This window comes from Gammaproteobacteria bacterium, assembly GCA_024235095.1.
In the GTDB taxonomy this organism is placed as follows: Bacteria; Pseudomonadota; Gammaproteobacteria; order Competibacterales; family Competibacteraceae; genus UBA2383.
In genome coordinates this window covers 600,357-626,936 of the sequence record JACKNC010000003.1, presented here as the reverse complement: position 1 = coordinate 626,936, position 26,580 = coordinate 600,357, and the positions used below count along the sequence as shown (strand labels likewise).

Sequence of the window (26,580 nt, the reverse complement as noted above, 5' to 3'; positions counted from 1 at the left end):
TAATCAATCTAACAAGCTAATGCATGCGGAGCCAGCTACGTTGCACAATTTTTGTGGTGTCGCTTTCGCTCTTTTACCACAAAAATTGCTCCACTCCGTCGGCTCGGTGATTGGGTCGTTAAGTTTTTGGAAGAAACATGTACAAAGTTGATATAGAGAATAAAACGCTCAAGGAATTATCCAAAGCAACATTTAGCTCTTTGGGATTGAGAGAACGTTTTGATATTCAAGAATGGATAGAAAAAACACCTGAAATATTAGGTGAACAATTACTTATTATTGCTAAAGAATATGAGTTACCAACTCGATCTCGGTTGGATTTATTAGCTATAGATAAAAAAGCCAACTTGGTAGTCGTTGAATTAAAAAGAGATGATTCTGGTACTGCTGTTGAATGGCAATCAATTAAGTATGCTTCTTATTGTTCAAACTTCACATATGAAGAAATAAAAAATATCTATGCTGAATATCTTGGATCAAATGAAGATGAAGCAGGTTTAAAAATCGAAGATTTCATCGATGAAGAAATAGACAACTTAAATAACCAGCAGAGAATTATTCTTGCATCAAAGGAATTTCATTCTGACGTTATATCAGCTGTATTGTGGCTAACTGGTTTTGGTATCGATATAGAGTGTGTAAAGCTAGAGCCATATTATAGATGAAGACAATAACTTATATATAAACCCCTCTATCATTATTCCATTGCCTGAAGCAAAAGATTATATAAAACGGCGAGAAACCAAGAATAAAGAAAAGTCACTACCTAAACAAAGTTCATTTTCTTTAGAAAAATCCAGTTTAGATTCTGATTCATTGAAAAGGGAACTTATATCTACGTTTAACCGAGATAGTGAGTTAACGCCAAGATTAAAAGTATTTTTCAAATTGCTACTCTCTGATGACAAAGTATTTGACAGGGAAGATATAAAACAAAAATTATTTGAATCAGGGATTGGCGAAAATGTAGGTCAAAGTGGACGCTTTTTAAGTAACATTTCTCAATTCTTAACTAAGAAATCAAATCCACATCTAAGACAAGTGGTTGAATTTAGCAGTGGTGGCACACACGGTGAGGCAAAAAATAATTATCGTCTCATTAACGAATATCGCAGCCTAGTTAAAGAATCATTGGAATACAGTGACAATGAAACTTAACAATTGGCTCCACAGGATTCGCTCACTTCGTTCGCTCTCCTGTGAGCCAGGCCGTTATGTGTTGAAACGATCAGCATGTTGATAAGAATCACATTGATTGGTTTGTTGCTCGCACCAGTAGTGGGCTGGGCATTTTACAAGCCAATGCGTGTACTGGATCCGGAATGGAATGAGGTTACTTGCGTCTCTGAAGAAGTGTGCGTTGAAGATCTCGCAAGGGCGGAGGAAGCGAACTCCATCTACGAATTGGCGCTGAGTTTCGTGAATTCGTCTGTCGGCGCAATACACAACAAGCCCCGGGCAACGTTCTGTTCCTCTGCAAAGTGTTTTGAGGCATTCGGGTTTCGCGCTCCGGCCAAGGCGAAGACTGTCGGCGTATCTGGCATCGTAATTGGCCCTGCTGGATGGAATGAGTTTATTCTGCGCCATGAAATTATTCACCATCTTCAATCGGAGCAGCTGGGTGTAATTGGCCAGTGGTTGAGGCCGAATTGGTTCAAAGAGGGAATGGCATATTCTCTTAGTGAAGATCCTCGGCAACTCGTTGAACCCTTGTCGAAGTACCGCGAGGAGTTCGATAGCTGGCACCAACGAGTTGGCAAGGAACGGCTGTGGAAAGAGGCAAAGAAGCTGTGAAAACACATATAGTCAAACTGTTTTTATTAGTTAATATATGATGGAGAAATTAGCTAAATGGAGTAGTGCAATGTCCAAGCCGTATAGTGAAGATTTAAGAACAAGAGTGATACAGAGCTACTTGAATGGCCTGTCGAAGATGGACATCATTACACTTTTCAAAATAGGGATGGATACTCTGAATCGTTGGGTTCGTCAGTATCTGCAAACGGGGGATGTTAAACCAAAAAAAGAACCAAATTTCGTGCAAGGAAATTGAGTGACTCTGATTTAGCGGATTACATTAGAAACAATCCTTCTGTGACCATAAAACAGATCGCAGAACACTTTTCTGTTAAGCCTTCATCCGTTTAAGCAAGATTGAAGGCACTCAAGATCACTTATAAAAAAACGTTTCTGTACGAAGGAAGAGATGAACAAGAAAGAATGGAGTTTACTCAACGAGTAGAGCAAAATGCGTCGCGTGAAAATGGAGCCCAATATGTTGATGAATCTGGATTTCACGACAATATTAGAAATGAATGGGGTTGGAGTCCAAGAGGCGAAATTATTATCGGTGAGCGGAAAAGCAAACCCACTGAAAAACTGAATAAGTGGTCTCATCAATAATGAAATCATTGCTCCCCTAGCCTATGCATGTAATACGGATACGGAGATATTTAATAATTGGCTTGAGAAATGCCTAATCCCTGTGCTTCCAAAAAATTGCATTATCGTTATGGATAATGCGAGTTTCCATAAATCCGAAGAGACAAGAAATATTATTGAAGAAAATGGGCACCAATTGTTATTCTTACCTCCTTATTCACCTGATTTGAATCCTATCGAAAACTATTGGGCTATTCTCAAGGGAAAATTGAAAAAAATCCTTCTAAATTGCCAAAATCTTTTTGATGCTCTAACAGCGGTTTTTAAAACTATCTAAAAACTGTTTGACTGTACCACCGGACACTCGTCAGAATGAGGTCTCGTTCAAAGCGGTGGCCTCTAAAGTCGATCATGCGGGTTCTCAAGTCAGAACAGGGGCCGTGTAGCTTACCGAAATCGGACCCTCTCAGCTAACGTAACAGAACCAGAATTCACACTTCAAATTCCATTGAGAATCGGTATCACCCCCCGCGGAGAAGATCATGGACACACCGAAGACTGTCGACGCCCAGGCGTTATTGCGGGAGATGTTCGAGACCGCCATTGCCGCCGCCCAACCGGCGCGGTGTGTGCCGCCCTATTTGCCAGAACCGCCCGCCGGCCGGCTGATCGTGATTGGCGCCGGCAAGGCGTCGGCAGCCATGGCTAAGGCGGTGGAAGACCATTGGCCCGGTCCGCTAGAGGGGTTGGTGGTGACCCGCTACGGCTACGCCGTGCCTTGCCCGCGCATCGAGATTATCGAAGCCGCCCATCCAGTGCCAGACGCTGCCGGTCTTGCCGCCGCCCGGCGAATTCTCGACCAGGTGCGTGGGTTGAACGCCAACGATGTGGTGCTGTGCCTGATCTCCGGCGGCGGCTCGGCCCTGTTGCCGCTGCCAGGGGAAGGACTGACCCTGGCGGACAAACAGGCGATCAATCGCGCCTTACTCAACAGTGGGGCGACGATCTCGGAGATAAACTGTGTGCGCCGCCACCTGTCGGCGATCAAGGGTGGCCGGCTGGCGGCGGCCTGTCACCCGGCCCGGGTGGTGACGCTACTGATCTCCGATGTACCCGGCGACAACCCCATGGACATCGCCTCCGGGCCGACCGTGGCCGATTCGACCGCCTGCGCCGACGCCTTGGCGATTCTTGCCCGCTACGGGATCGACGCGCCGCCCACCGCGCGAACGCTGCTGAAAAGCGGGGTGGGCGAAACAGTCAAATCGGGCGATCCGCGTTTGGCCAGCGGCGAGACGCATCTCATCGCGACCCCGCAAATGGCGCTGGAAGCCGCTGCCACCGTAGCCCGTCGGGCGGGCCTCGCCATTCACATTCTGGGTGACAGTCTGGAAGGCGAAGCGCGCGACGTGGGGACGGTCATGGCCGGCATTGCCCGGCAGGTCGCCTTGCGCGGCCAGCCGTTTTCGCCGCCCTGCGTACTGCTCTCCGGCGGCGAAACCACCGTGACGGTGCGTGGTCAGGGACGCGGCGGGCGCAACGTCGAGTTTCTGCTGGCGCTGGGTATCGCCCTGGACGGTCAGCCCGGCATCCACGCCCTGGCCGGCGACACCGACGGGGTGGATGGTCAGGAAGACATCGCCGGCGCGTATCTCGCGCCGGACACCCTGGCCCGCGCCTGGGCGCAAGGCATTAAGCCGCGCGAGCGTTTAGCCAACAACGACGGTCATGGCTTTTTCCAAGCCTTGGGTAATTCAGTGATCACCGGGCCGACCTTGACCAACGTCAATGATTTTCGGGCGATCCTGGTGACCGAACCCGCCAGGCGGTAAATGGAGTGTGCGCTAATGAATAATCGCATCAGATTTTCATCGATCCCGGTCGAAAGGTGTCCTTTCTGTAAACGGGAAGTCACCTAGCACGGATTTATCACCGGCGATGGCGTGGCCATCTTCACCTACCACTGCGCTGAACATAGCGACGTGATGCCCCCGCGTTGCCCGATAACGCCGCGCCACCCGCAGGACCGGGCGCCGCAAAAACAGGTTCCGCCGACCCCTTGCCACCGATTCGATCAGGAGCGTCCACCCTCATGTCCAGCCACCCGCAAACCTCTACCGAAGAACCCTTCTGCATCAAATCCATCCCCAAGACAACGTGGCGATCGTCGTCAATACCCACGGTCTGCCAGCCGGCGCCCGCTTTCCCTGCGGCCTGGTCCTGACCGAATCCGTACCACAGGACCACAAAGTGGCGCTGGTCGCGCTCGCCGCCGGGCAACCCGTGCTCCGTTACAACGCCACGATCGGTTACGCCCTGCAGGACATTCCAGCCGGTGGTTGGGTGCATGAGCGGCGGTTGCGAATGCCCGAGGCGCGTGCGCTCGATGACCTACCCATCGCTACCCGGGAACCGATAGCGCCGCCACCCCTCGAAGGTGTAGCCTTCGAGGGCTACCGCAACCCGGACGGCTCGGTCGGTACGCACAATCTCCTGGCCATCACCACCACCGTGCAGTGCGTGGCGAGCGTGGTCGATGTCGTGGTCCAGCGCATCCGGGAGGAGCTGCTGCCGAAATATCCCCACGTCGATGATGTGGTGGGATTGGAGCATACCTATGGCTGTGGCGTAGCTATTGATGCGCCGGACACAGTCGTACCGATCCGCACCCTGCGCAACTTCAGCCTCAACCCCAACTTCGGCGGCGAGGTCCTGGTCGTGAGTCTCGGTTGCGAGAAGCTGCAACCGCAGCGCCTACTGCCGCCAGGCACAATCCCGATCATCGACGAACGTCCCGTGGCCGATGTGGGCGAAAACGCCGAGCCTCCTCTGGACGTCGTGTGTCTGCAAGACGATCATCACATCGGCTTTATGTCGATGATCGCCTCGATCATGACCCGCGCCGAGTCGCATCTGGAACAGCTCAACGCACACCGGCGCGAAACCTGCCCGGCCTCGGAGCTGGTGGTGGGCGTGCAATGTGGCGGCAGCGACGCCTTTTCCGGGGTCACCGCCAACCCGGCCGTCGGTTTTTGCACGGATCTCCTGGTCCGGGCCGGCGCCACCGTGCTGTTCTCCGAAATCACCGAAGTACGCGCCGGCATCGACCAGCTCACGGCGCGCTGCAACTGGCGGCGGACATGACGCTGCACGTCTTCACCACCGGACGTGGTACGCCCTACAGCTTGGCTGCCGCACCCGTCATCAAGGTCGCCACCCGCAACGATTTGGCCCGTCGCTGGCATGACCTCATGGACGTTGACGCCGGCCGCATCGCCACCGGCGAAGCCACCATTGAGGAAGTCGGCCGGGAGCTGTTCCGCCAGCTGTTGGAGGTGGCCAGCGGGTGCCAGAAAACCTGGGCCGAACAGTGGAAGCTGCATAACGCGCTGGTCCTGTTCAATCCGGGACCCGTGACCTGATGTCAAGATCGTTGGAGTACGTGCCATCGTCTGCGATCGAAGTTCTGGCGTGCGAAGTGGTGCCCGTGATCGCCTGGAGTGTTCGTGATGCAGATTTTCTACCTGATTCCCATCCGTCAGAACGTCGGGTTGAAGCCCGTCGCCCTCGGCGTGGTCCGCGCCCTGCAACGACAGGGGTATTGGGTCAACTTTGTCAAGCCGGTAGCGCAGGAGGAGGCGGCTAACGAGCCTTCGCTTCACTTCGCCCGCGCGATCTATGCGATTGAGATGCCCGATCCGGTGTCGCTCGTCCGAGCGGACGAGCGGTTGGCGGCTGGCCAGGAACCAGATCTGCTGGAAGACCTCGTCGGCTTGTGCCTGCGCGCCGCTGAAGGTACCGACGTGCTAGTCTGAGAGCTTGCACACCGAGGCCATCCATCGCAAGCTGGCCTCGCACGCTTTCGCGAGCGGCTTGCCCATCCTGAGCGTGGCCAACGACGGTTTTATCACCGCCACCCAGATCGACCACATGCCGAGCGCGGTTCTCGCCGACGACACCGCGCACCATTCGCGCCGCCGTCGTATGCGCGGAAAAGGGCATCGCTCGCTGTGTGCTGCTCGGTTCGCGCGTTACCATCGAAGCGGTGGCCGCCGGACAGGGTGTCGACCTGCCGCCCACCGTGGAAATTATCGAGCCGGAAGCCGTACGCGAGCGGTATGTGGAACGCATGGTCGAATTGCGCAAGAATAAAGGTCTTACGCCCGGTCAGGCGCGCGAACAGCTGCAGGACACGGTGGTACTCGGCACGATGATGCTAGTGGGCTGACACAGAAGTTTTGACAGGTAGCGGTGGGTGCCCTATGGTTGAGATCAACAGGAGGAATCACCATGGCCCACAAGTATCTGGTTGATCTAACTGAAGAGGAGCGGGAAGACCTGCTGAAGGTCATTCATAAAGGCAAGGCAGCGGCGCGCAAGGTTGCCCGTGCCCATGTGTTGCTGCAGGCTGCGGAAGGGGCGACGGATGAGGCCATTGCCCAAAGCCTTCACTTGGGGATTTCGACCGTTCATCGTACCCGTCAACGGTTTGTCGACGAAGGGTTGCTGGCGGCGTTAAGCGAGCGGCCACGAGTCGGTTTGCCCCCGGCCTTGACCGGCAAACAGGCCGCCTTTCTGGTCGCCTTGGCCTGTAGTACCCCGCCCGCTGGCCGTTGTCAGTGGACTCTCCAATTGTTAGCGGACCGCTTCATGGAACTCCGGCCCATCGAAGCCATTTCCCGTGAGAGTGTGCGGCGCATCCTTAAAAAAACGACCTCAAACCCTGGCAACGTCAAGAATGGTGTATTCCCAGTGTCAGTCCCGATTATGTTTGGCATATGGAGGATGTGTTGGACCTGTACGCCGAACCCGATGATCCTCAATACCCCCAAGTGTGCTTCGATGAAAGTCCGGTGCAATTGACCAGCGAAACCCGCTGTCCTCAACCCGCCCGCCCGGGTCAACCGGCGCGCTATGACTGTGAATACAAACGCGAAGGCACCGCCAATTTATTTCTATTCGTACAACCCTTGCGCGGGTGGCGTCATGTTAATGTCACGAAACAGCGCACCAAACGCGATTTTGCCCAGCAAATGCAGCAACTCGTTGATGTGTACTTTCCGAAGGCGGAGCGAATCCGGTTGGTCGTGGATAACCTCAATACCCACACTCCTGCGGCCTTGTATAGTGTCTTTTCTCCAGAGGAAGCCCGCCGGATCACCCGCAAGCTCGAATTTCATTACACCCCCAAGCATGGCAGTTGGCTCAATATGGCGGAATGTGAGTTCGCTGTTCTCGCCGGCCAGTGTTTGAATCGCCGCATTGCGAACCTCGAAACTTTGCGGAAGGAAATCGCCGCTTGGCAAGGCCCACGCAACCTACGTCAGACCAAAATCCACTGGCAGTTCGGCACCGACTTGGCCCGGGTCAAACTCAAGCGCCTCTATCCTCCCTTGAAATCTTCTGAAACCCCGGTGGACCTAGAAACCTCTGAACCTGTCAAAACTTCTGTGTCAGCCCACTAGCGGTGGGCGATGTCGATGGCCTCGTCTCTGGCGCGGTGCATACTACCGCCAACACGGTGCGTCCGGCCCTGCAGTTGATCAAGACGGAACCCGACTCATCTATCGTATCCTTGGTATTTTTGGCTCTTCGAGGGTTTTTGTGGAGCAACCCAACCGGCGAGCTGACTATGAAACTAACAAATTGATCTTGAAAGATATATGGCCCACTTGGTGTGGCTGATCTCCGGTCACACGGGCCGATTCCACAAAAACCCTCGAAGAGCCTGAAAAAAACGAGCGTTTTTTGAACCCACTGTTCGGTGGCCAAGGACTCACAATTCCACCTTCATCAATCGAAGTGATAACTTTATTATACGTATCCTGATCAGATCCCAACTCTCCTGAAGCCTGTTTGCCGAGGGTCATCAGAAAATAAGGTAATAGAGAATACCGATGGCTGAGATTGCGGTTAACAGCACTAGATGAATCGGGTAATAATCACCACGACGTCGATGCCGCCGGGAATTGACGGCCAGACCGATGATCCCCAGAACGAGACCGACGCTTAACAGATAAAAAATATAGGTTAACAGACTCTGATCCCAGGTCGTCCGCAGGTGATAAGGAGTGCCAGTCATCTCAAAAATGCGTTCATTGGGAATGAAGGCGGGATCATCCGGTTTCGCACGATCAATCACGACCATTACCACCAACAGGAATGCCCAGCCGACAATGCCTAACCCACTCATGATCCGCAGCAGCAGGTCTTGCCCTCCTCTTCTCTCGACAAAATCGTTTTTACTTCCTTCAGTCATTTCTCAATCTCCTGATTCTTGACCCAGTGTAAGCGAAGTTTCGAATTGGGTAGTGTTCCAGACATGGTTTTTATACTAAAACCCCAAATTCATACGGCGCGGCCATGCGCAAACTCGTCCACCTGGTGTTCGGCGTCCTCAAACATCAACAACTCTATCAGATCAACTGGATTTCCGTTCCTTGACAGTCAAGACGGTATCTACTTGTTCGGAAAGGCTTTGTCAAAATTGCCCTAAGTGGGAACAACTCTATCGAACAGCACTATTTTTGTAAAACCCTGTTTATAGTCAGAACAGTACGGTTGCCCAAGCGCCGAATACTTTTTCATCAATAGATTATAGACATTCCAGGTAATCGCGATTGACATGATCAAGGGTCGTGCGCATTGTTTGAGAATTCGCAATGCTGGTGGCTTGCACCAATGATATTAATTAGTTTTTTGTGATCAGCGAATAAGGATCGCCCTATTCAATTCCTGCGAGGAAGCTTCAACCATGAAAATCGCTGTTGCCAGTCAAAATCGCCACGCGATCACCGAACATGCCGGTCGGTGTCGCAAATTCTGGATCTATCAGGTCGAACAGGGTAAGACGGTGAACAAGGAGTTGCTCGAATTGCCCAAGGACCAAAGCTTTCATGACAGTTCACCACACGAACCGCATCCCTTGGATGACGTGCAGGTTCTGATCGCTGGCGGCATGGGTCAAGGACTGTGGCAACGACTGGCTATGAAAGGCATTACCGGTCTGGTGACGCCGGAAACCGATCCTGATCAGGCCGTTTCCGCTTATCTGGCGGGCGCGTTGGCGATGGGAACCCCGGAGCCGCATGCACATGGCGAAGGGGAGCATCATCATCGACACGAAGGCCACTGTCATCACTAAAGGGTAAATAATTGGCTCAATATGGATTCCAGGCTGTTGAAGATGGCTCGCCCTGCCAAGGGACAGGAGCTACACTGAAGAGGTTTTGAACCGCCGCGCTCCAGGTTTCCCGTCGATGATCAACCTTCAGAATCTACTGGACGATGTCCGGTGTTACGAAACGGTCCGCCAACTGCGCTGGCCCGATGGGGTTCACTGCCCCCATTGTGGGGCGGCGAACGTGACGAAGCAGGGTCACGACACGACCCAACCGGCGCGACAGAAATATCGGTGTGCCGGGTGCCATCGCTCTTTTGACGATCTAACCGGGACGGTGTTGGCCGGCCACCACCCGCCGTTACGAATTTGGATATTATGTTTATATTTTATGGGTTTGAACTTGTCCAATGCCCAGATTGCCCAAGAGTTGGCGTTGAATCCGGACGACGTGCAGCGGATGACCGAGCAACTGCGCCAAGGTATCGTCGCCCGCCAACCCGAACCCACCTTGGCGGGGGAAGTGGAATGCGACGAGGTCTATATGGTGGCCGGGCATAAAGGGCATCCGGACGCGGTGAAAAAAAAGGCCGCCGCGGGCGGCGTCGCCGGCTGAAGGGGGCACGGGGTCGAGGCACCCTGGAGCAGGAAAAGCCGCCGATTCTCGGCATGATTGAGCGCGGCGGCGCGGTGGTCGTCCGGATGCTGGATAATGTCCAGCAAGCGACCATCCAACCGCTCCTTCAGACTTTCATCGCCCCGGGAACCCGGGTGTATACCGATGAATATGCAATCTATAACCCATTGAAGGATTGGGGCTTTGATCATCATACGGTGTGTCACAGCCGGGGTGAATACGCCCGCGACGACGATGGCGATGGCTTCCATGAGATTCATGTTAATACCGCTGAGGGTTTCTGGTCCCTGTTGCGTTCCTGGTTGCGACCCCATCGAGGAATTTCGCAAGAAAAGCTGCCGCTCTACCTGGGCTTCTTTCAGTTCGTGCATAACGTCCGCATTCGGGGCAAAGGCTTGCTCAGACCTCTCTTGGAACTGCTGGTCGCCTAACAACGCCAACTGACTGGAATCCATATTGAGCCAATAATTTTACAGCAGGAGGTTATGGTCATGACTACCGTTCAATCACTTTTGGACATTGGCGTTCTGAACCGTTTGCGGATTCTCTGCATCTCCGAAACCGGCTGGTTCGACACCAAGGAAGTCTTTGACGACATTCGGGACGCTGGTGGCGCTGAGATCGACCAGTATGCTATCCCATGGCCGCCGTTTGGCGACCTGCATAAGGATAACGCTGCCGGATTCGCCGCCCTGCTGGAAGCGGAAACCGCTGATGGCGCCCAACATCGCGTGTTATTCGACACCGGTTGGAATCCAGCCTGGATGGATAAACGTTTCGCCGAGGAAGGGATTGATCAACTCTTGAAGGACGGACAAATCGAAGCGCTGGTGATCAGTCACGAGCATTTTGATCACTTCTGGGGAATCGGCTCAACCCTTCGGCATTGTCCACACATCACCCTCTATATCCCGGAAGGCTTTCATCCAAAAGGGCTGGCCTTTATCAAAGAGCAAGGCCACACGGGTCGCTTGATTACGATCCCCCCTGATCAGCCACTGCTGTTATTTCCTGGACTGGCTATAGTCAATTTCCCTATGCATACTCTGCTGCGCGTGGATGGCGAAAACGTGCTTTACGCCCGGATTCGGGACCGAGGCATGGCCATGATGACCGGTTGCGGACATGGCGGCGTACTGAATTTGCTGGATTACGCCCGTCGCACCTTCCAGGGTGGCGATCGCATTCACGCGCTCTACGGTGGACTCCACATCGCGCCCCTGGAGGACTGGGACGAGTCGCGGGATCGAATGGTCGAGTCCCTGGGTCAGTACGGCATCGCTAAACTGGCCTGCAACCACTGCACTGGTCGGCGGGCTGTGGAGAAGATGCTCGAAACCGGTTTACCCGTCCTGCGCGGCTCAGCCCGCAATGGTTCGCAGAATGAACTGTTTGTGGGCAATGGCGACGTGGTGGAACTGGCCTGAGAGAGCTTTACTTCTTAAAATGCTTGTATGCGAATTAAGAGCTTCATCCTCAACTCGTTGAAAACCCGATTTCTGGATTTTCGTCAGCAATTCGATGAGTAACGTAACATATTTATATTTAAGGATATTAGTTAGCTCTTAATTCGCATTTGTGGGCTGCCTTACTTCCAGGAAACGCCATGAACTTTCACGCCAAGCCTTATTCCGAAGCCTGCGAACAGAACAAGGAACCGATTCTCAAGGTATTACGGGAAGTTTTTAGCGAACCGGGATTGATTCTGGAGATCGGCGCAGGCACCGGGCAACATGCTGTTCATTTTGCCCGGGAATTGCCGCATCTGGATTGGCAACCGACCGATCAGGCGGACTGCCTGCCGGGCATTTGGATGTGGGTCGCGGAAGCGGGATTGTCAAATCTGCGCCCGCCACTGGCGTTGGATGCTTGCTGTAAACCATGGCCGGTTACCCAGGCAGGAGGGGTCTTTTCCGCAAATACCACCCACATCATGAATTGGCCTGCCGTGGAGGGCTTATTCCGGGGAGTGGGTCGAGTGCTCCAGCCGGGCGGCGCTTTCTGCTTGTATGGGCCATTCAACTATGGCAGTTGCTATACCAGCGCCAGCAACGCGGAATTTGACGCCTTCCTGAAAGATCGCGACCCGGCCAGCGGCATTCGGGATTTTGATGATCTCGACCGTCTGGCGCGGGAGAATAGCCTGCGGCTGCTGCGCGATTACTCAATGCCGGTCAATAACCGTACTCTAGTTTGGGTAAAAAATTAAGGATACCGCCGGTATATTAGATAATGTGCTGTGGAATTACCTGCTCAATGACCGGCCGGTCAACCACTGCGGTATTTCCGCAGCCGGCATGGGTTTGGCGAAAAAGTAGCCTTGGGCTTCATTGCAACGCATTTTCTGCAGCAGGCAAATCGTTTCCAGATTCTCTACGCCTTCGGCGATTACTTTGAGACGCAAACTGTGGCCGATACTGACCACGGTGCGCGCAATAGCCAGGTCATCTGAGTCGTTTATGATGTCGCGAATGAAGGATTGGTCGATCTTGAGTTTGTCGACGGGGAAGCGCTTGAGATAGGCCAGGCTGGAATAACCGGTGCCGAAATCATCAATCGAGAACTTGACGCCCAGATGTTTCAAATCCCGAAACAGGTCAAGCACCGTCTGATTATGGTCCACCAACAGGCTTTCCGTGACTTCCAGTTCAAGTTCCGTCGCCGGAAGACCGGTTTCAGCCAGTATTTGTTGGATGATCGCCAACAGGTTGCCATGACGAATTTGCACAGCGGACAGATTGACTGCGATGGGAACCCTGAATAATCCTGCTTCCCGCCAGACCTGATTCTGGCGGCAGGCCTCGCACAACACCCAGGCGCCAATTTCAACAATCAGGCCGCTGCTTTCCGCCACCGGAATGAATTTGGCCGGAGCGATCAGACCGCGTTCTGGATGACGCCAGCGGAGCAACGCCTCCAGTCCAATCAGTCGACCGCTGTCCAGCGCCACCTGTGGTTGATAGTAAAGCTCAAGTTCGTCACGGGACCGGGCTTGGCGCAAGGCTTCCTCCAGCACCAGCCGCTCCTGCGCCGCCGCATTCATTTCCGGATGGAAGAAGTGAAAAGTATTCCGTCCGCTCTCTTTGGCCCGGTACAACGCCGCGTCGGCATAGCGCAGCAGCGATTCAAAGTCGCTGGCGTCCCGGGGATACAGACTGATGCCAATGCTGGTGGAAAGATGCAAAATCCGGCTGTTCCATTCAAAGGAGCGTTCAAAGATTTCCTGTATTTTTCGAGCGACTTGTGTTGCGCCCTCCAGGCTGGTCTCGGTAAGAATCACCAGAAACTCATCCCCGCCGAGCCGCGATACAACATCAGTTTCCCGCACGGCATTCTTCAGGCGCATGGAGACCGCTTGCAGTAGCTGATCGCCCACCGAATGACCCAGTGAATCATTGATATTCTTGAAGTGATCCAGATCAAGAAACAGTAGTGCAACCTCGGTTCCTTTGCGGTGGGCAGTGGCCAGCGCCTGAGCAGCGCGCTCCCGGAGAAAGGCTCGGTTAGGCAAATCGGTCAGCGCATCATAATAGGCAAGGTGCTGAATGCGTTCTGTTTTTTCAAGATGATCCAGTCCGAAAGAGATATCCGTGACCGCTTCTTCCAGCAATGCAATCTCGCGTTCGCCAAAAAAACCGCTTTCGGCGAGATAAATATTTAAGGTTCCCCACACCCGGTCATCCAGGTGAATGGGAAACGCCGCCGAAGCGTGAAAGCCTTGTTTCATCATTTTCTCGCGCCAAGGCAGGGTGCGTGGATCGCGCATAAGATCATTACAGATACAGGGGCGATTCTCACGAATCGCCACGCCTGTGGGACCACGGCCTTCAGGGCAATCATCGGCGCGTATGCGAATATCGCCAAGGTAATCCGACTCATCGCCACATTGCGCGATAACAGCAATCGCATGAGTTTCTGGATCAAGCTGACCAATCCACGCCATGCGAAAACCGCCAAACTCCACCAGAACGCGGCACACCTCATCACAAAGATCCTGATGACCGGTCGCTCGCACCACGGCCTGGTTAACCTGGCTTAATGCTGCATAAAGTCGAGTAAGCCGTTCGATTTCCCGTTCGTGCGCCTTGCGCTGGGTGATATCGCGGAGGATGCCCAACAGATAATTGACTCCGCCGATTTCCACGACGCAACTGCTGATTTCGACCGGGAAGGTGGAGCCATCGCGCCGGACATGTTCAGTTTCCAGGAGTGCGCGCTTTTCATTGAGCAATTGCGTCAAATAAGGGGCGCATCCAGGGCACGCTTCCGGCGTGTGCAGGTTTACGATATCCATTTGCTGCATCTCCTCCAGGGAGTAGCCGTAACTTTCCAGAGCGCGATCATTGGCTTCCAGAATACAGCCCTTGGCGTCAGTCAGCAGGATGATGTCATTGGCGTTTTTCAGCAGATGCTCGACGCGTTCGGCCAACATCTGGCGCTGACGCTCAATGACCAGTTGCCGCTGGAGCCAGCGGGAATCCCGATGGCGCCAGATCAGACTGACGCCGAGACTGGCGATTAACATCAGCAAGGCCACAATCATGCCGGTAGCGGTCGCCTGTTTTTTGAGCGGCCCGTAAATTTCCTCCTGGTCCACTTTGGCGATCAGGAACCAGGAAGTGTCAGGAATAGCGCGCAACGCGGCCAGTACTGGAACCTGGCGGTAGTCCCGACCTTCAACGATGCCTTCCTGGCCTTGAATGGCCATCGCTGCAGGTAAAGGCCATGAAGGGTTCAGGGGCAAGCGCAGACTGAGCGCCGTGTTCGAGCGATGGCGCAACTCGTTCAGAAATACGATTTCATCACCGTCCTGGCGAACGAGTAGCGTTTCCGCTGTCTGGCTTGGCGTGGGCCAAGTCTGAATCAGCGGATAAAGGAATTGATAAGGATCGAGCCGCAGCAGAATAACGCCTAAAGGATCAGCTGGAGAATGGCTGGAAAAGGTGTGTGGAGGAAGAATCGGAAACAGGATTGAGAAGTGAATATCCCTGTCGCCATAGGGTTCGCGATGCAATTCGGTTATGATGACATCGCGGGCGGACAGTGCGTTGGCAATCTCCTCTCGCACAAAAACAGAGGACTCAACCTGCCAATCTGGGACAGCAATGCGTGCCTCACCCTGAGGATCGAATAAAGTGACCTGAGCGTAGCGGTCACCATCTTTCAGTAAATTCAGCCAATTGAGAATTTCATTCCGAGCGCTTTCAGAAGTGGGTTCGTTCAGAAAAGCCTGGATATCACGAGCGACGAAAGCTGCTTTGAAGAAAAACTGGGCGTCGCTCAGACGTTCTTTGCGCCAATTAACAATTTGCTGGACTTTCAAATCAGCAATAGCAGTCAGCTTTTCCTGAATGTTCAGCCGCAGATCAACTTGTTGTTGCTCGACATAAAACCAGCCGGTAACGCCAATCGCTGTGATAAGAACTATCGCAGCTCCCAACAGGAACAGTGGAAAATGGGGTTGGGGGGGCGTATTCATAAGAATACCCTTGGACTTGAGCATAGTAAGGATATTTTAACGTCTTCAGCCAATAAAAAAACCGGTCTGAACCCTTTTCATCAGCCCCTCTCTTGCAAGCGAGTGAGAGGAGATGAAACGTTACATCAGTTAATCTACTGATAAGAAGTACATTTTAAATGCGGCTGATAGAAATCAACCACAGCATTATTACCCCTCTGTATTTTGATACCGCTGCAACAACCCCGGTACCTATGAACAAGCGACTGCTCAGCCAGTCCACGGGCGTGTCGAAGGGTGAATGAGGCGAACGTCTGGCCAAACTGGAAAAAGGTCAGTGTTGATCGTTCGGTACGGTGCTGACCTCCAGCGGCGGCTTGCAGGAAAAGCCAGTGCTGGTTTCAGTGACGTCGCTTGAACAGCGCAAGCTGGAAGGGCGAGCATTAACCCTGACCCACTGTCCTTCCTGCAACCGGTTCACAGGGCGCGCAACCAGCACATCCATCTCGGTTAAACCGGAAATGATTTCGGTTTTCACTTCACCGACAATTCCGATTTCAACCGGTTGACGTTGCAATCGGCTTTCACGCACTATCCAGACCTGCCCCTTAAGCACCGCAGTCGATGGAATCAATAACGCGTTCTCGCGCTGCTCGACAATGATATTCACCTCGGCGGTCATACCGATGCGCAACGGACAATCGCCAACAAAATCAATGCGCACCCGGTAACTGCGCGTGACCGGGTTGCCTTTCGGAGTAATTTCCGCCACTTGGCCTTCCAGAGTCTGCTCAGGCAGGGCCGGGGCGCGAATCAACACCCGCTGTCCCGGTTTGACCAACAGAATGTCTTCTTCATCGACCTCCGCCTCGAGCCGCAACGGAGCACAGCAGGAAAAGTAAAAAACCGGCTGGTTGGCGGGAATCAACTGCCCGACCTCCCCATCGCGTTGCAGGATTTGCCCATCTGCTGGAGCCGTCAGGGTCATGAACGAGCGCAAGATCTGCGCCCGGGCCAGAACCGCCTCCGCCGCCTGCCACTCGGAACGCGCCCGGTCTTGTTCCAGCACGGTACCCAGGCCCCGGTTGAGCAGCGCCTGGGCGCGGTCAAACTGAGTTTTGGCGAAACGGGCGCGCGCTTCGAGTTCATCCACCGACTTGCGTAAATCCTCGTCTTCTAGCCGCGCCAACAGTTGATCTTCATGAACCCGGTCGCCCTCATCAACCTTAAGCTCCACCAGGCGGCTGGTGTTGCGCGGCGCAATGGGCAACATCACTGTCGGCTCCACCGTGCCCGTGGCATAGACTGCCCGCACTGCCGGCCCCCGGATTGGATGTGTTATTTCCACGGTCATCGGACCCAGCCACCGCCAGCCGACAAAACCGCTGACCGCCAACAGGGTTAGCATCAACACTATCCAGAAGAATCCATGATGTTTCATAAACATATCTTACCGGTTTTCATCTTGATCGCGCCTGAACAGTCCGGTCACGGGAACAGCGACAGTTTTGTTACCATCTACTATGCTATGCAAGGTTGCAAATTCTCCTAACAGCCTCACAAATGAACGACACTGATCCCCAGGCCTTACCCGGACTGCCGGCAGCCCGTGAACTTCGTGAATGCGCTAAATGCGGGACGCGCTTTATCGGCTGGAGTTGGCATAGTCACTGTCATGCTTGTTATCGACACATTAAATTCGATTCCGATGCCCCACAGCATGATCCCGAGGCGGAAATGCGCCTGTTGCGCATGGAGCTGGAAATGATCCGGTTGGAACTCTCGCAGGAACGGCAAGCCTATCTGGGGATGGTCGATCAATTGGCGATGCTTGAACGCGCCTGCGTGGATCTGAAAACCGAACGTGATCAATGGATGGATCGCTATTATAAGGCGCTGGCGACCCGAGCATCGCGGCGACCGGTGATTCCGCCCGGCATTCTGCGCCGGCTCCTCTGGCTATGCCACCCGGACCGGCATGGTGACAGCGAAGCCGCGAATACCGCTACCGTCTGGCTATTGTCCCAGCGCAAGAAGCAATGACCGGGCAAAGCGTCCGGTTGCTGGCAGTCGCCGTCCGGCCTCGGGTCGTGCTGAAATATTTCGGCGTCTTGCTGCTCTCGATCGTAGCCATGGCCGCCGTTCCAGCACTGGCCGCCTTGTTCCTGGATAACCCGTTGTCCGCGCTCCGCTTTGGTATCGTAACAGTGATTCTGTGGATCGCTGGACGAGGGCTGGCGCGTCTTCATGCTCCGCCGCACATTCAACTTAATGAAGCACTGGCTATCACGGCTCTGACCTTCCTGACCGCCGCCCTGGCGATGATCTGGCCCTTAATGGCCGAGGGCTTGGGCATGATCGATGCCCTGTTCGAAGCTATCTCCGCAGTGACGACTACCGGCCTGTCCACCCTCGCAACGGTCGAGGATCGCAGTCCTGCCTTTCTGTTCGCCCGCGCCTGGCTGCAATGGTGCGGAGGACTGGCCATCACTGTGCTGGCGTTGGCCTTCATTCTGACCCCAGGCGCGGCCACCCGCCGCCTGGCGGGCGTCGAGACCGATTCTACCGAGTTAGTGATGGGCACTCGCTGGCGCGCACGGCATGTGCTGGCCGTGTATGTGGCGCTGACCCTTGGCGGCGTGCTATTGCTCGGGATTGCGGGAGCCGGCTGGTTTGATGCAGTGATTCACACCCTGGCGGCAGTTTCCACCGGAGGCTTTGCCGGTTATGACCGGCTGGATCGCCTGGGTCAATGGCCGGTTCTCGCCGGATTGGCTCTCGTCATGCTGTTCGGCGCGATCTCTTTCTCGCTGCAATTTCGCTCCTGGATCAAAGGAATCCGCGTACTTGGCGCCGATCCGGAATTACAGGCTTTGCTGTGGTGTATTCTGCTGACTTTTTTGGCGCTGGCCGCCAGTTTTGCCCTTGCTGGTTTTCCGGGAAATGATGGATTTGCCGACGCGGCGTTTCTCGCGGTTTCCGCGCAGACCACCACCGGCTTCGCCACGACGCCGATCGCTGATTTACCGGATGCGGCTCAATTAGTGTTGATGGTAAGCATGGGCATCGGCGGCGACATGGGATCGACGGCGGGCGGCGTCAAGATTTTGCGGTTGCTAATTCTACTGCGTTTGTTGCAATTATTACTGGCGCGCGTTGCCGTGCCGCGTCACGCTGTCCTGGCGTTGCAAATCGGCGGTCGACGCCTGGAGTCACGCGAAATCGAAGCGGCGGTGGGTATCGTCGCAGCATTTGGTTTGGCGGCGCTACTCTCCTGGTTGCCGTTTCTACTAGCCGGCATCGCACCGCTGGCGGCTCTGTTCGAGGTGACGTCAGCGCTGGCGACTTGTGGTCTGAGCGCCGGAGTGACTGCGCCGGATTTGCATCCCGCGCTGAAGCTGGTGTTGTGCTTGGATATGTTGATGGGGCGACTGGAGATTATCGCGCTGCTGGTTCTGGTCTATCCTCGCACTTGGTTAGGCAGGCATTCGGAGGAGCAATGAGAGTCGCATTCGTGGGAGCCGGTCCGATCACGGTCGGCGCGGCGGACATTCTGATTCGCCGGCGAGTAGATGTAGTGATTATCGAAAAGGACAAGGAGCGCATCGAGGCGCTGGCGGAAATGCTGGATTGTGGTTTCATTCATGGCGATGGCTCCAAACCGGCCATGTTGCGCGAGGTGGGTCCACAACACACGGATGTGCTGTGCTGCCTGACTGACAACGATCAATCCAACATTCTGGCCAGCTTGGTCGGGCGTTCGCTGGGGTTCAGCCGAATCATCACCCAGATCGAGGATGCCGAATTCGAGCATGTCTGTCTGGAGCTGGGTTTGACGGATCTCATCATTCCGCATCGGCAGGCGGCGCAAGCGCTGGCCGATCTGGCCTGCGGCGCATTGCCGGAAGATTTCGCCAATTTTTTCAAAAATGGTGCGCGACTGTTCTCTTTTGCAGTGCGCGAGGAAGAAATCGGCGCAGTCGCAGATTTATCCTTGCCAAAGCGGTGCATGGCGATTTGCATCTACCGCTATGATAAGATGATGCTGCCCGCTAAGGATTTTCAGCTTGAACTCGGCGATGAGGTGGTTTTGCTTGCGCATGAAAGCAGTCTGCGAGAATTGCGGGATCACTGGATGGGCGCCCCAACCGAGACGGAATCCGATTGATCCCTTTTGAGCGATTCCTGATGCTGACATTGATTTGAAGTCCGATCATCGAATCTTCAATAAGATTATGTTGGCGCCGTCACTACCTGGTCATTCTCGTCAAGCGCGCCCAGGCAACGCTCCGTTGGCGAATACGTCAGCCAACCGGGTTGCTTGATGGCCGGCAAAATCCCCTGGCTCTCGCCCCGTTCCTGAATGAGACGGGCAATCATCCCTAACCCATTAGCGGACAACGGGTAAAAATGCTCCAGGCTCAGCAACTCACCATCGGACGCAAAAGTCGCCAGGCTGTAGGCAATCACATCCAGCTCCTTCTCGGTATGTTGAGTCGCCACCATTCGCGCCGGCGGTGTATTACCGGCCTGTGCGTAAGCCGTTTCGATCAAATAATCCTCGTTTAAAGCCGGCGCTGCCTGAAGAGCAGCCAAGACAGCGGCGGTTTCCTCCTGTTGAATCGCCGGCGCACCCAGAACCCGCCGCAAGGGCAACCCATAGGCGGGCAGCGCCACCGCATACAACCGGAATTGTCGCAACCAGCGCTGATAACCCTCGCTTAACCAGCTCGTTGAAACTCCCCGGCCAGGGCCAAAACGCGCCCAGTCATCAAAAGTATAAAACGGCGCCCAAGCCACATCATCCATCAGCAGGTAGCAGTTGCCACCGTCTGTCAGTGTGATCTGATGAGGACCGGGCCGCTCGAACAGGGCCGGCTCCAGCAATTGCCACAGTTCCCGCAAGTCGTTATTTTCCATCTGGGTTCGCAGCCAGGCGCATAAATCGCCCAAGGTTGCATAGAACAGATTGATCACCGGGACGCCAAACGCGCTTTGCAGGGTTGCATGAGTGGCGGGGGAGGCTTGTCCATTCCGGGTCAGACTCTCTTCCATATCCAAAAACAAGCGGTCCATAACCTCATTGGTTCCCACCAAACAGAACGGTAACAGCGCCAAGGGTCCAAAACTCGATCGGGGCTGAGGGTTGAGGGCGTCAATCGGAAAGCGGTCGCCGCTTGCACCCAGCGCCAAGCGGGGCGGCGGCGCTCCGGCGGGGCGGGGGGCGCGGCGCATGAAATCGGCCAAGGCGCTTAACAGTGGAAACCCGGGACGAAAGACATCGGTCTGGTCATAAAGCGCTCCGGCCAGCACCAGGCCGGCAGGGGCAATCCCTTCCTCCAGCAGACGATTCAAGTCGTCTGCAACCCGATCGGCCAGATCATTAGCGGCTTTAGGGGTCAGTAAGGGCGGCGTCTTACTGGTAAACAGGGGCGACTGACTGTTCAGCTCGATGCAAAGCACCCCGGAACAGAAATCCAGGCTATGCGCGTTGGTCTGATTATCCAAGAGATTGACCTCACAGTAAGCGATGAAAAGCTAATTGTCTCGCAGGGCCATCAGTGAATAACGGGAAGAGGCATCGGCTGCACTAGATGCGCCTTCTGTCTCTATACCGCAGACGCGATTCGCAAACTGACAGTCCTCTGCGAATTTTACTCAATTTCTCTCATGGCGACCTCTTCGGATCGATTGGATTCATCGGATGCCGGCGCAAGCAGAGGATGCCGCCGTTGCTTACCTGCCAGAAACACCAGTGCGCCTCGCGGCGGCGGGGGTTGAGAGAGTAGTTGATCGATTTCGCGCTCCGCCTCCAACCAGTCCTGGACAGGAGATCCTCCCTGAAACCCCCGGTTTTCGGCGCGGAAATAAGCGGCCTCTGCAATCAGATGATGCCGTTCCTCGGGAGGAACTATTCGGTAGATTCGCTTGGATTTTGACACGGTGCAGGCTCCCGAAGGTCGCAAGAAAAATAATGCTCATGCTACCAGATTGAAAATTGAATCGGCCAGTCTCCCGAAAATGGAAATTTCATTGAGCTGCGATTGTCTATACTAAAATAACAAGAGCAGACTAGTATTATTCTCAAGCAGTTATTGAGCATGAATGAATGAAACTTTAAATTCGAGAAATGGCAATGATTGGCAGCATCAACTCCAGCGATTCTTCCTACATTCCACTGGTTCGTTGCAGCGGGGGCGAATCGTCATGCGGCCCACAAGAAAACAGTGACAAATCCTTATCTGCCAACGATGTGAACAGCAAGAACAATGTTGAGGTGGACAAGGAAAATGCGGAGACCGGGACGTCTAAATCATCCAAAGCCCCAAACCAGTTGAATGAAGCAGAACTGGCGATGGTGCGCGAATTGAAGCAGCGCGACCGGCAAGTGCGTCAACATGAAATGGCGCACCTGGCGGCCAGCGGTGGTTTAGCTCAAGGCGGGCCTCGCTATACTTATCAACGCGGTCCGGACGGGCAAAACTATGCTATTGGCGGTCATGTGAATATCGACACTTCGCCGGGCAAGACGCCTGAAGAAACCCTGCAAAAAGCCCGAACCATCCAGGCAGCCGCCATGGCGCCCGCCGATCCTTCCGGCCAGGATCGCGCTGTTGCCGCCAAGGCTAGTCAGATGGCTGCAAACGCGCGAGTAGAATTGAGTCGCCAATCGACCACGGGGCAAGGCGGCCTAACCCAGCGCAATGAAGATTCCCGGCAACCGACCACAGAACAACCGGGTTCATCTCAGCGCAATGAAGACACACCGGCGCACCGACTCGCTCGCCAGATCTTCTCAGCGATCACTCCCCAATTAGAACCCTTCATTCAATTGACCGCTTAGAAGCTGTACGAAAAGTCTCTTGAAGGCTATACAAAAACTAACAGACTTTTTCTGGTAATCGAGGCGGTTATGCGATCCCCGCCGCCGATATCGACACTGACATCAGCGTTGATTTGGCCAATATGCAGAACCGTTGCTCGGCCTTTGAACTGATTTCTGGCGCTGATTTTCATCGTCGATCTCCGTGCGAAATTTCTCTTTCATCGCCAGTGCGCCGCCGGTTAACGATTCACGCTGCTCCCAGTCAGCGCCCTGAACGATGGACAATCTACGGGAACCGACGATGTCCCCGTGGCGACTACTTCACGCAGCCAACGGCAATGCAGAATGCGTAAAGCAGGCTTTAGGGCAAACCCGCGAGCAAGCCTCGCAGCCGATACAGTCCATGGCGTTGGAGAGCGTCATAAAAGAATTGTCGCTATCGTCATCATCATCGTCATCATCGTCATCGTCCAAATCGACATCATCAATCGCCCGCTGCACGATCGTCAACACATCGCGCGGACACACCTTAAAGCAACGCCCGCAGCCGATACATTTACTTTCATCCAGCTCAGTGACGAATTGAGGAATCCAGGACGTGCCGCCCCGGGTGACGCCGGTGATATTGGGTTCTGCGCCCATAACATGCTACCTCGCTTACTTTAATAAGCCCGGCACGGACGCGCCGTCGGACCGGGCAATGAAAAGAACCATTATCGTTTTCAATCCTGCCAACCTTCGGCTTCCATCGCGGCGAAACGCGCCTCAACCGGGCTATCAATCTTGTTTTGCCGGGTAATCGCGCGATCCAGCCAAGCGGGCCGGTCGCCTTTGAGAGCCGCTTGCAGATCAGCGAGCAGGGAGGTGATGGACGCGCCCGAATCCACGCGGAGCGGCTGGACGCCCAGCGTCAATAATTGCTGGATGGCGGAACCGCCTACGGCTTCGCAGTAGATCACGGCGCAGCCGCGCAACATCGCCAGTTTGGCGGCGAGCTTGTCCTCATGACCATCGCGGTCGAGCGCCCCAAATTGAGCGAATTCCACCATCGTCGCCTGATCAGGGGTCACGGTGTAAATCAAAATGCCACTGGCCGCGCCGAAATGCTGGTTAACTCGTTGGCGGTCGCTGGTCGCGAACGCAGCCTTAATCATGAGACGCATACTCGGCTCCTCAGTGCTGCCGCCAGCCAGAATCCGCAGATGCCTGAGCAGCGCCATAGCACGTCTCCCATCGTTCGTCAGACTTGAGTGAGTAAATCGAGTGATAAGGCGCTACGGCATGTTCAGCATGGGCCAGCAGCGCGTTGGCCAAGTCAAACAGCGCCTGGCGAGCGCCTCGATAACCGATCCACGCACGCTGATAACCGCCAAATTGATCGTGGAGCGGATAACCTGCGCGTAATAACGGCAATTCCAGTCGTTGAGCGATTTCAGCGACATGGGAACTACCAATCAGCAGTTCGGCTTCGCGTTCATCGGCCAGACGCTCCAAATCCGCCAAATCGCCAATGTGGACCTGCGCTAGCGGTAATTGAGAGAGCATCGGCGCTGCGGCTGGCGCGATCGCAGCAACCACCTCAGCGCCCATATCCGCCAACAATTGGCTGAAACCATGTAATAAATCGGATTCTGCAGCGATTGCTATCCGCGCTTGGCCTAGTAAAAAATGAGTATCCAGCATGGCGTCCTGCAACTGAGCGCGCTGGCGGGCTACCGGCGCCGGCACTGACTGCCCTGTAATCCCCGCCAGCGTCATCACCAGCTGGTCAGTCGCATCCAACCCAAACAAGTGCGGGAAGCGATGCGTCGGTACGCCGGTGCGCTCCTGCAACAAGTCAGCCGCTGGATACAACGAAGCGCCGATCACCAAGGTTGCAGCCGCATCGCTCAAACTGGTGAAAGCGGCCAGTGGCGTGCCGCCAGTCGTCAGTGGATGGTAATCCTCCACATCGAGATGCCCATCCAGGGAGTCGGAGAGATCGGGAATCAGCACCGGGTGTAGATCGAAATGCTCAATCAACTCGCGCAGAGCCTCCAGATCGCCCGGCGTCAACGAAGCCCCACACAGGACGTTAATTTGCCGAAGACTATGATCAGATCTTCTGCGCTTGATCCGGGTCACCGCTAATTCCGGCGTCCATTCGGCAATCATCGTTTTTACCGCTGCGGCGAAACCGCTTTCTAGAGAGCCGTTGAAATCAGGGGTGTTAACGGCAACGATGCGAACCGCCTGAAATTCCGGATGACGCTCCCGGAATGTTTTCAGCACACGCTGAATATCCGTGCCTTGCGCTTCGGTCAGACCCGTCGTCAGCAATCCGACCGCAGCGGGCCGATGTTTTTCACAAACCGTGCGCAAGCCATCCAGCAGGTTGTCGTCAGCGCCCATAATGGTGCTGATCGGGTCCAGGGCGCTGGTTTGCAGCGGAATCGGTTCACGGAAATGCCGCACCAGGAACACCTTGGCAAAGGCGGTGCAACCCTGCGCGCCATGCAGCAAGGGAATGGCTCGATTCAGTCCCAGGATCGCCAGACTTGCGCCCAGCGGTTGGCTGGTTTTCAATGGACTGACCGACAACGGTTTACTGCAACGGATGATCTCAGCCATGCGCTTTCTCCAGTTCGCAGACATTGCCGCCCTCACTTGCCGCGATTTTCCGACCGGACGAGGGGAGGACATTCCAGGGCGCGGGTCGGCGCACGGCGTCCCAGATCGGGCTTTCCAGCGAGCGGGTCAACTCCCGGGCCAACGTGACCAAGCCCTGATAACCGGCATAGCCGTGTTCTCGTTCCTGATTGATGTCCAGGAAAGGCAGGCGCGCCTTGAGGGCCGTGTATAAATTACGGCCACCAGCCACTAGAATGTCGGCTTGATAGGTGCGAGCCAAGTCGAGCAAACCGCGAGGATTGCCATCTTCGATCAGGTGCGCTTCCGCGCCCATCAGTTCGCGAATGCGCGCCTTGTCCTCCTCAGTCGACTTCTTAGTCCCGGTTGCTACTACGGTGACCCCTAACTCCTGTAAAGCAGAAACAATCGACCAGGATTTCACGCCGCCGGTATAGAGCAGGGCGCGCTTGCCGCGCAACCGCTCCCGCCAGGGCGCCAACTCGGCGTCAATGCGTGCTTCCTCACGCTCAATCAGCGTTTCGGTGCGTTGGCGCAAGTCAGCATCGTTCAGTAATTCGGCAAACTGGTGCAGACTGTTGGAAACTTCCTGAGCGCCGTAGAAACTGCCTTCAAACCAGGGCGCGCCATAGCGCTCCTTTAATTTGCGAGCAACGTTGAGCATGGCGCGCGAACAGACCACCATGTTGACTTCGGCGCGATGCATGGTCTGAATTTCCCGGAACCGGGCGTCGCCGGACAGGGAGCACAGCACGCGCAAGCCCAACTCATCGAACAGTGGTAAGGTGTTCCACAACTCGCCGGCAATGTTGTACTCGCCGATCAGATTAATATCATGGACTTTCAGCGCAGGCCGGGCCGGATCAACCGGCGGCGGTTCCGGCTCGCGTCCGCCCACCACATACTTCACCATCGCTTCACCGGCGATACGGTTACCCAGATTCTTGCTGCCATAGAAACCAGCGGAATCGATGGGAATGACCGGCACTCCCCAGCGTTCAGTCGCGGCCTTGCAAACCGCGCCCAAATCATCGCCGATCAAAGCAGTTACGCAGGTGCTATAAACAAACACTGCCGCTGGAGAATACTGATCAATGGCTTGCTTAATGCCGTGAAACAGGCGTTTTTCGCCCCGGCCCATAATCACGTCCTGCTCATTCAAATCGGTGGTCATACCCAATTTGAACAAGGTTGGACCGCTGGAGCGCGTCCCCCGGTTATCCCAGGAATTGCCAGCGCAAGCGATGGGCCCATGCACGATATGGGCGACATCGGCAATCGGCAGCAGGGCGATCTGCGCGCCGTCAAAAGCGCATCCCCCAGCCGCCGCACCGGGTACAGGGCGGGCGCAACCGGATTTAGCGGCTTGCTGATTATGCGCACAAGCCGGTTCGTCGCGTAAGGCGGCAAGATCGCTAGCTTTCATGAGATTAAAGGCCAAAAGTTAAAGGTTAAGTACGCGCCTTCCCCTTTGAAAGGGGGTCGGGGGAGAATTTTGCACCAGCGGTTTTCAGCGCGGGTTACCGTCC

At 54.9% G+C, this 26,580-nt stretch carries 27 protein-coding genes and 4 pseudogenes; 21 read left to right on the top strand and 10 right to left on the bottom strand.

Features of this window, described 5'->3' with window-relative positions:
* The first annotated feature begins 137 nt into the window (after positions 1-137).
* The 13 genes and pseudogenes from H6973_19965 to H6973_19905 all read left to right on the top strand — a co-directional run bounded on the left by H6973_19965 (position 138) and on the right by H6973_19905 (position 7,966).
* Positions 138-665 (top strand): DUF91 domain-containing protein, encoded by a 528-nt coding sequence (locus H6973_19965; GenBank protein ID MCP5127798.1) that lies wholly within the window; start codon positions 138-140, stop codon positions 663-665.
* Between the two features lie 40 nt (positions 666-705).
* Positions 706-1,158 carry a hypothetical protein gene (locus tag H6973_19960; GenBank protein ID MCP5127797.1) on the top strand — a complete coding sequence of 151 codons (453 nt, stop codon included), beginning with the start codon at positions 706-708 and terminating at the stop codon, positions 1,156-1,158.
* A 75-nt stretch (positions 1,159-1,233) separates the two neighbouring features.
* On the top strand, positions 1,234-1,794 hold the full coding sequence (locus H6973_19955) for a hypothetical protein (protein ID MCP5127796.1): 561 nt from the start codon (positions 1,234-1,236) through the stop codon (positions 1,792-1,794).
* 70 nt (positions 1,795-1,864) lie between these two features.
* Positions 1,865-2,053: a hypothetical protein gene (locus H6973_19950; GenBank protein ID MCP5127795.1), complete on the top strand. Its 189-nt coding sequence runs from the start codon at positions 1,865-1,867 to the stop codon at positions 2,051-2,053.
* Complete coding sequence (locus H6973_19945) at positions 2,050-2,148, top strand: hypothetical protein (protein MCP5127794.1); 99 nt, start codon at positions 2,050-2,052, stop codon at positions 2,146-2,148. The genes H6973_19950 and H6973_19945 overlap by 4 nt, the downstream gene beginning before the upstream one ends.
* A gap of 6 nt (positions 2,149-2,154) precedes the next feature.
* The gene (locus tag H6973_19940) at positions 2,155-2,403 is read left to right on the top strand and encodes a hypothetical protein (GenBank protein MCP5127793.1); all 249 of its coding nucleotides are present in this window, start codon (positions 2,155-2,157) and stop codon (positions 2,401-2,403) included.
* Positions 2,384-2,719, top strand: coding sequence for a transposase (locus H6973_19935; GenBank protein MCP5127792.1), 336 nt, complete (start codon positions 2,384-2,386; stop codon positions 2,717-2,719). Before H6973_19940 ends, H6973_19935 begins: the two co-directional genes overlap by 20 nt.
* A 205-nt stretch (positions 2,720-2,924) precedes the next feature.
* Entirely contained in the window at positions 2,925-4,214 is a 1,290-nt protein-coding gene (locus H6973_19930; protein ID MCP5127791.1) for a glycerate kinase, read from the top strand.
* A gap of 307 nt (positions 4,215-4,521) precedes the next feature.
* Positions 4,522-5,804 (top strand): annotated as a pseudogene (locus H6973_19925) (UxaA family hydrolase).
* Between the two features lie 87 nt (positions 5,805-5,891).
* Positions 5,892-6,197, top strand: coding sequence for an AAA family ATPase (locus tag H6973_19920; GenBank protein MCP5127790.1), 306 nt, complete (start codon positions 5,892-5,894; stop codon positions 6,195-6,197).
* A gap of 152 nt (positions 6,198-6,349) precedes the next feature.
* On the top strand, positions 6,350-6,610 hold the full coding sequence (locus H6973_19915) for a hypothetical protein (protein MCP5127789.1): 261 nt from the start codon (positions 6,350-6,352) through the stop codon (positions 6,608-6,610).
* A 62-nt stretch (positions 6,611-6,672) separates the two neighbouring features.
* Positions 6,673-7,847 (top strand): annotated as a pseudogene (locus tag H6973_19910) (IS630 family transposase).
* A pseudogene (locus H6973_19905) lies at positions 7,844-7,966 on the top strand (hypothetical protein). The pseudogenes H6973_19910 and H6973_19905 overlap by 4 nt, the downstream one beginning before the upstream one ends.
* 285 nt (positions 7,967-8,251) lie before the next feature.
* Here the strand turns inward: H6973_19905 and H6973_19900 are convergent.
* Positions 8,252-8,641: a hypothetical protein gene (locus tag H6973_19900; GenBank protein MCP5127788.1), complete on the bottom strand. Its 390-nt coding sequence runs from the start codon at positions 8,639-8,641 to the stop codon at positions 8,252-8,254.
* 495 nt (positions 8,642-9,136) lie between these two features.
* Here H6973_19900 and H6973_19895 point away from each other — a divergent pair, with 495 nt between their 5' ends.
* The 4 genes and pseudogenes from H6973_19895 (at position 9,137) to H6973_19880 (ending at position 12,348) form a co-directional block, all read left to right on the top strand.
* Complete coding sequence (locus H6973_19895) at positions 9,137-9,526, top strand: nitrogen fixation protein (protein ID MCP5127787.1); 390 nt, start codon at positions 9,137-9,139, stop codon at positions 9,524-9,526.
* 115 nt (positions 9,527-9,641) lie between these two features.
* Positions 9,642-10,570 (top strand): annotated as a pseudogene (locus H6973_19890) (IS1595 family transposase).
* 60 nt (positions 10,571-10,630) lie between these two features.
* The gene (locus H6973_19885; protein MCP5127786.1) at positions 10,631-11,566 is read left to right on the top strand and encodes an MBL fold metallo-hydrolase; all 936 of its coding nucleotides are present in this window, start codon (positions 10,631-10,633) and stop codon (positions 11,564-11,566) included.
* 179 nt (positions 11,567-11,745) lie between these two features.
* Entirely contained in the window at positions 11,746-12,348 is a 603-nt protein-coding gene (locus tag H6973_19880; GenBank protein MCP5127785.1) for a DUF938 domain-containing protein, read from the top strand.
* A gap of 36 nt (positions 12,349-12,384) precedes the next feature.
* Here H6973_19880 and H6973_19875 read toward each other — a convergent pair whose 3' ends face one another.
* Together H6973_19875 and H6973_19870 are read right to left on the bottom strand one after the other, a co-directional pair.
* Entirely contained in the window at positions 12,385-15,618 is a 3,234-nt protein-coding gene (locus H6973_19875) for an EAL domain-containing protein (protein ID MCP5127784.1), read from the bottom strand.
* 313 nt (positions 15,619-15,931) lie between these two features.
* A complete protein-coding gene (locus tag H6973_19870; protein MCP5127783.1) occupies positions 15,932-17,038 on the bottom strand; it encodes an efflux RND transporter periplasmic adaptor subunit in 1,107 nt (368 codons plus the stop codon).
* Positions 17,039-17,160: 122 nt separating this feature from the next.
* On the opposite strand from H6973_19870, the gene H6973_19865 reads away from it, so the two are divergent.
* The 3 genes from H6973_19865 to H6973_19855 are packed head-to-tail and all read left to right on the top strand — an operon-like array spanning position 17,161 to position 19,765.
* Positions 17,161-17,640, top strand: coding sequence for a hypothetical protein (locus H6973_19865; GenBank protein MCP5127782.1), 480 nt, complete (start codon positions 17,161-17,163; stop codon positions 17,638-17,640).
* Positions 17,637-19,100 carry a TrkH family potassium uptake protein gene (locus H6973_19860; GenBank protein ID MCP5127781.1) on the top strand — a complete coding sequence of 488 codons (1,464 nt, stop codon included), beginning with the start codon at positions 17,637-17,639 and terminating at the stop codon, positions 19,098-19,100. The genes H6973_19865 and H6973_19860 overlap by 4 nt, the downstream gene beginning before the upstream one ends.
* Positions 19,097-19,765, top strand: coding sequence for a TrkA family potassium uptake protein (locus tag H6973_19855; protein MCP5127780.1), 669 nt, complete (start codon positions 19,097-19,099; stop codon positions 19,763-19,765). Before H6973_19860 ends, H6973_19855 begins: the two co-directional genes overlap by 4 nt.
* A gap of 65 nt (positions 19,766-19,830) precedes the next feature.
* Here H6973_19855 and H6973_19850 read toward each other — a convergent pair whose 3' ends face one another.
* Positions 19,831-21,105, bottom strand: a complete 1,275-nt coding sequence (locus H6973_19850) for a hypothetical protein (protein MCP5127779.1) — start codon at positions 21,103-21,105, stop codon at positions 19,831-19,833.
* 146 nt (positions 21,106-21,251) lie between these two features.
* On the bottom strand, positions 21,252-21,563 hold the full coding sequence (locus tag H6973_19845) for a DUF2934 domain-containing protein (GenBank protein ID MCP5127778.1): 312 nt from the start codon (positions 21,561-21,563) through the stop codon (positions 21,252-21,254).
* 170 nt (positions 21,564-21,733) lie between these two features.
* Here H6973_19845 and H6973_19840 point away from each other — a divergent pair, with 170 nt between their 5' ends.
* On the top strand, positions 21,734-22,441 hold the full coding sequence (locus H6973_19840) for a hypothetical protein (GenBank protein MCP5127777.1): 708 nt from the start codon (positions 21,734-21,736) through the stop codon (positions 22,439-22,441).
* 26 nt (positions 22,442-22,467) lie between these two features.
* On the opposite strand, the gene H6973_19835 is transcribed toward H6973_19840, so the two are convergent.
* The 5 genes from H6973_19835 to nifE all read right to left on the bottom strand — a co-directional run bounded on the left by H6973_19835 (position 22,468) and on the right by nifE (position 26,477).
* A complete protein-coding gene (locus H6973_19835) occupies positions 22,468-22,614 on the bottom strand; it encodes a TOBE domain-containing protein (GenBank protein ID MCP5127776.1) in 147 nt (48 codons plus the stop codon).
* A 130-nt stretch (positions 22,615-22,744) separates the two neighbouring features.
* On the bottom strand, positions 22,745-23,065 hold the full coding sequence (gene fdxB, locus H6973_19830; GenBank protein MCP5127775.1) for a ferredoxin III, nif-specific: 321 nt from the start codon (positions 23,063-23,065) through the stop codon (positions 22,745-22,747).
* 80 nt (positions 23,066-23,145) lie between these two features.
* Positions 23,146-23,643 carry a nitrogen fixation protein NifX gene (locus H6973_19825; GenBank protein MCP5127774.1) on the bottom strand — a complete coding sequence of 166 codons (498 nt, stop codon included), beginning with the start codon at positions 23,641-23,643 and terminating at the stop codon, positions 23,146-23,148.
* Positions 23,597-25,033 (bottom strand): nitrogenase iron-molybdenum cofactor biosynthesis protein NifN, encoded by a 1,437-nt coding sequence (nifN, locus tag H6973_19820; GenBank protein ID MCP5127773.1) that lies wholly within the window; start codon positions 25,031-25,033, stop codon positions 23,597-23,599. Before nifN ends, H6973_19825 begins: the two co-directional genes overlap by 47 nt.
* A complete protein-coding gene (gene nifE / locus H6973_19815) occupies positions 25,026-26,477 on the bottom strand; it encodes a nitrogenase iron-molybdenum cofactor biosynthesis protein NifE (protein ID MCP5127772.1) in 1,452 nt (483 codons plus the stop codon). Before nifE ends, nifN begins: the two co-directional genes overlap by 8 nt.
* Between the last annotated feature and the right edge of the window lie 103 nt (positions 26,478-26,580).

What these genes read in the sequence shown, in the direction of transcription:
- H6973_19965 (MCP5127798.1), top strand. Translation starts at nt 138, where the DNA reads ATGTACAAAGTTGATATAGAGAATAAAACGCTCAAGGAATTATCCAAA.
- H6973_19955 (MCP5127796.1), top strand. Translation starts at nt 1,234, where the DNA reads ATGTTGATAAGAATCACATTGATTGGTTTGTTGCTCGCACCAGTAGTG.
- H6973_19950 (MCP5127795.1), top strand. Translation starts at nt 1,865, where the DNA reads ATGTCCAAGCCGTATAGTGAAGATTTAAGAACAAGAGTGATACAGAGC.
- H6973_19930 (MCP5127791.1), top strand. Translation starts at nt 2,925, where the DNA reads ATGGACACACCGAAGACTGTCGACGCCCAGGCGTTATTGCGGGAGATG.
- H6973_19920 (MCP5127790.1), top strand. Translation starts at nt 5,892, where the DNA reads ATGCAGATTTTCTACCTGATTCCCATCCGTCAGAACGTCGGGTTGAAG.
- H6973_19900 (MCP5127788.1), bottom strand. Translation starts at nt 8,641, where the DNA reads ATGACTGAAGGAAGTAAAAACGATTTTGTCGAGAGAAGAGGAGGGCAA.
- H6973_19895 (MCP5127787.1), top strand. Translation starts at nt 9,137, where the DNA reads ATGAAAATCGCTGTTGCCAGTCAAAATCGCCACGCGATCACCGAACAT.
- H6973_19885 (MCP5127786.1), top strand. Translation starts at nt 10,631, where the DNA reads ATGACTACCGTTCAATCACTTTTGGACATTGGCGTTCTGAACCGTTTG.
- H6973_19880 (MCP5127785.1), top strand. Translation starts at nt 11,746, where the DNA reads ATGAACTTTCACGCCAAGCCTTATTCCGAAGCCTGCGAACAGAACAAG.
- H6973_19875 (MCP5127784.1), bottom strand. Translation starts at nt 15,618, where the DNA reads ATGAATACGCCCCCCCAACCCCATTTTCCACTGTTCCTGTTGGGAGCT.
- H6973_19870 (MCP5127783.1), bottom strand. Translation starts at nt 17,038, where the DNA reads ATGAAACATCATGGATTCTTCTGGATAGTGTTGATGCTAACCCTGTTG.
- H6973_19865 (MCP5127782.1), top strand. Translation starts at nt 17,161, where the DNA reads ATGAACGACACTGATCCCCAGGCCTTACCCGGACTGCCGGCAGCCCGT.
- H6973_19860 (MCP5127781.1), top strand. Translation starts at nt 17,637, where the DNA reads ATGACCGGGCAAAGCGTCCGGTTGCTGGCAGTCGCCGTCCGGCCTCGG.
- H6973_19855 (MCP5127780.1), top strand. Translation starts at nt 19,097, where the DNA reads ATGAGAGTCGCATTCGTGGGAGCCGGTCCGATCACGGTCGGCGCGGCG.
- H6973_19840 (MCP5127777.1), top strand. Translation starts at nt 21,734, where the DNA reads ATGATTGGCAGCATCAACTCCAGCGATTCTTCCTACATTCCACTGGTT.
- H6973_19835 (MCP5127776.1), bottom strand. Translation starts at nt 22,614, where the DNA reads ATGAAAATCAGCGCCAGAAATCAGTTCAAAGGCCGAGCAACGGTTCTG.
- fdxB (MCP5127775.1), bottom strand. Translation starts at nt 23,065, where the DNA reads ATGGGCGCAGAACCCAATATCACCGGCGTCACCCGGGGCGGCACGTCC.
- H6973_19825 (MCP5127774.1), bottom strand. Translation starts at nt 23,643, where the DNA reads ATGGCGCTGCTCAGGCATCTGCGGATTCTGGCTGGCGGCAGCACTGAG.
- nifN (MCP5127773.1), bottom strand. Translation starts at nt 25,033, where the DNA reads ATGGCTGAGATCATCCGTTGCAGTAAACCGTTGTCGGTCAGTCCATTG.
- nifE (MCP5127772.1), bottom strand. Translation starts at nt 26,477, where the DNA reads ATGAAAGCTAGCGATCTTGCCGCCTTACGCGACGAACCGGCTTGTGCG.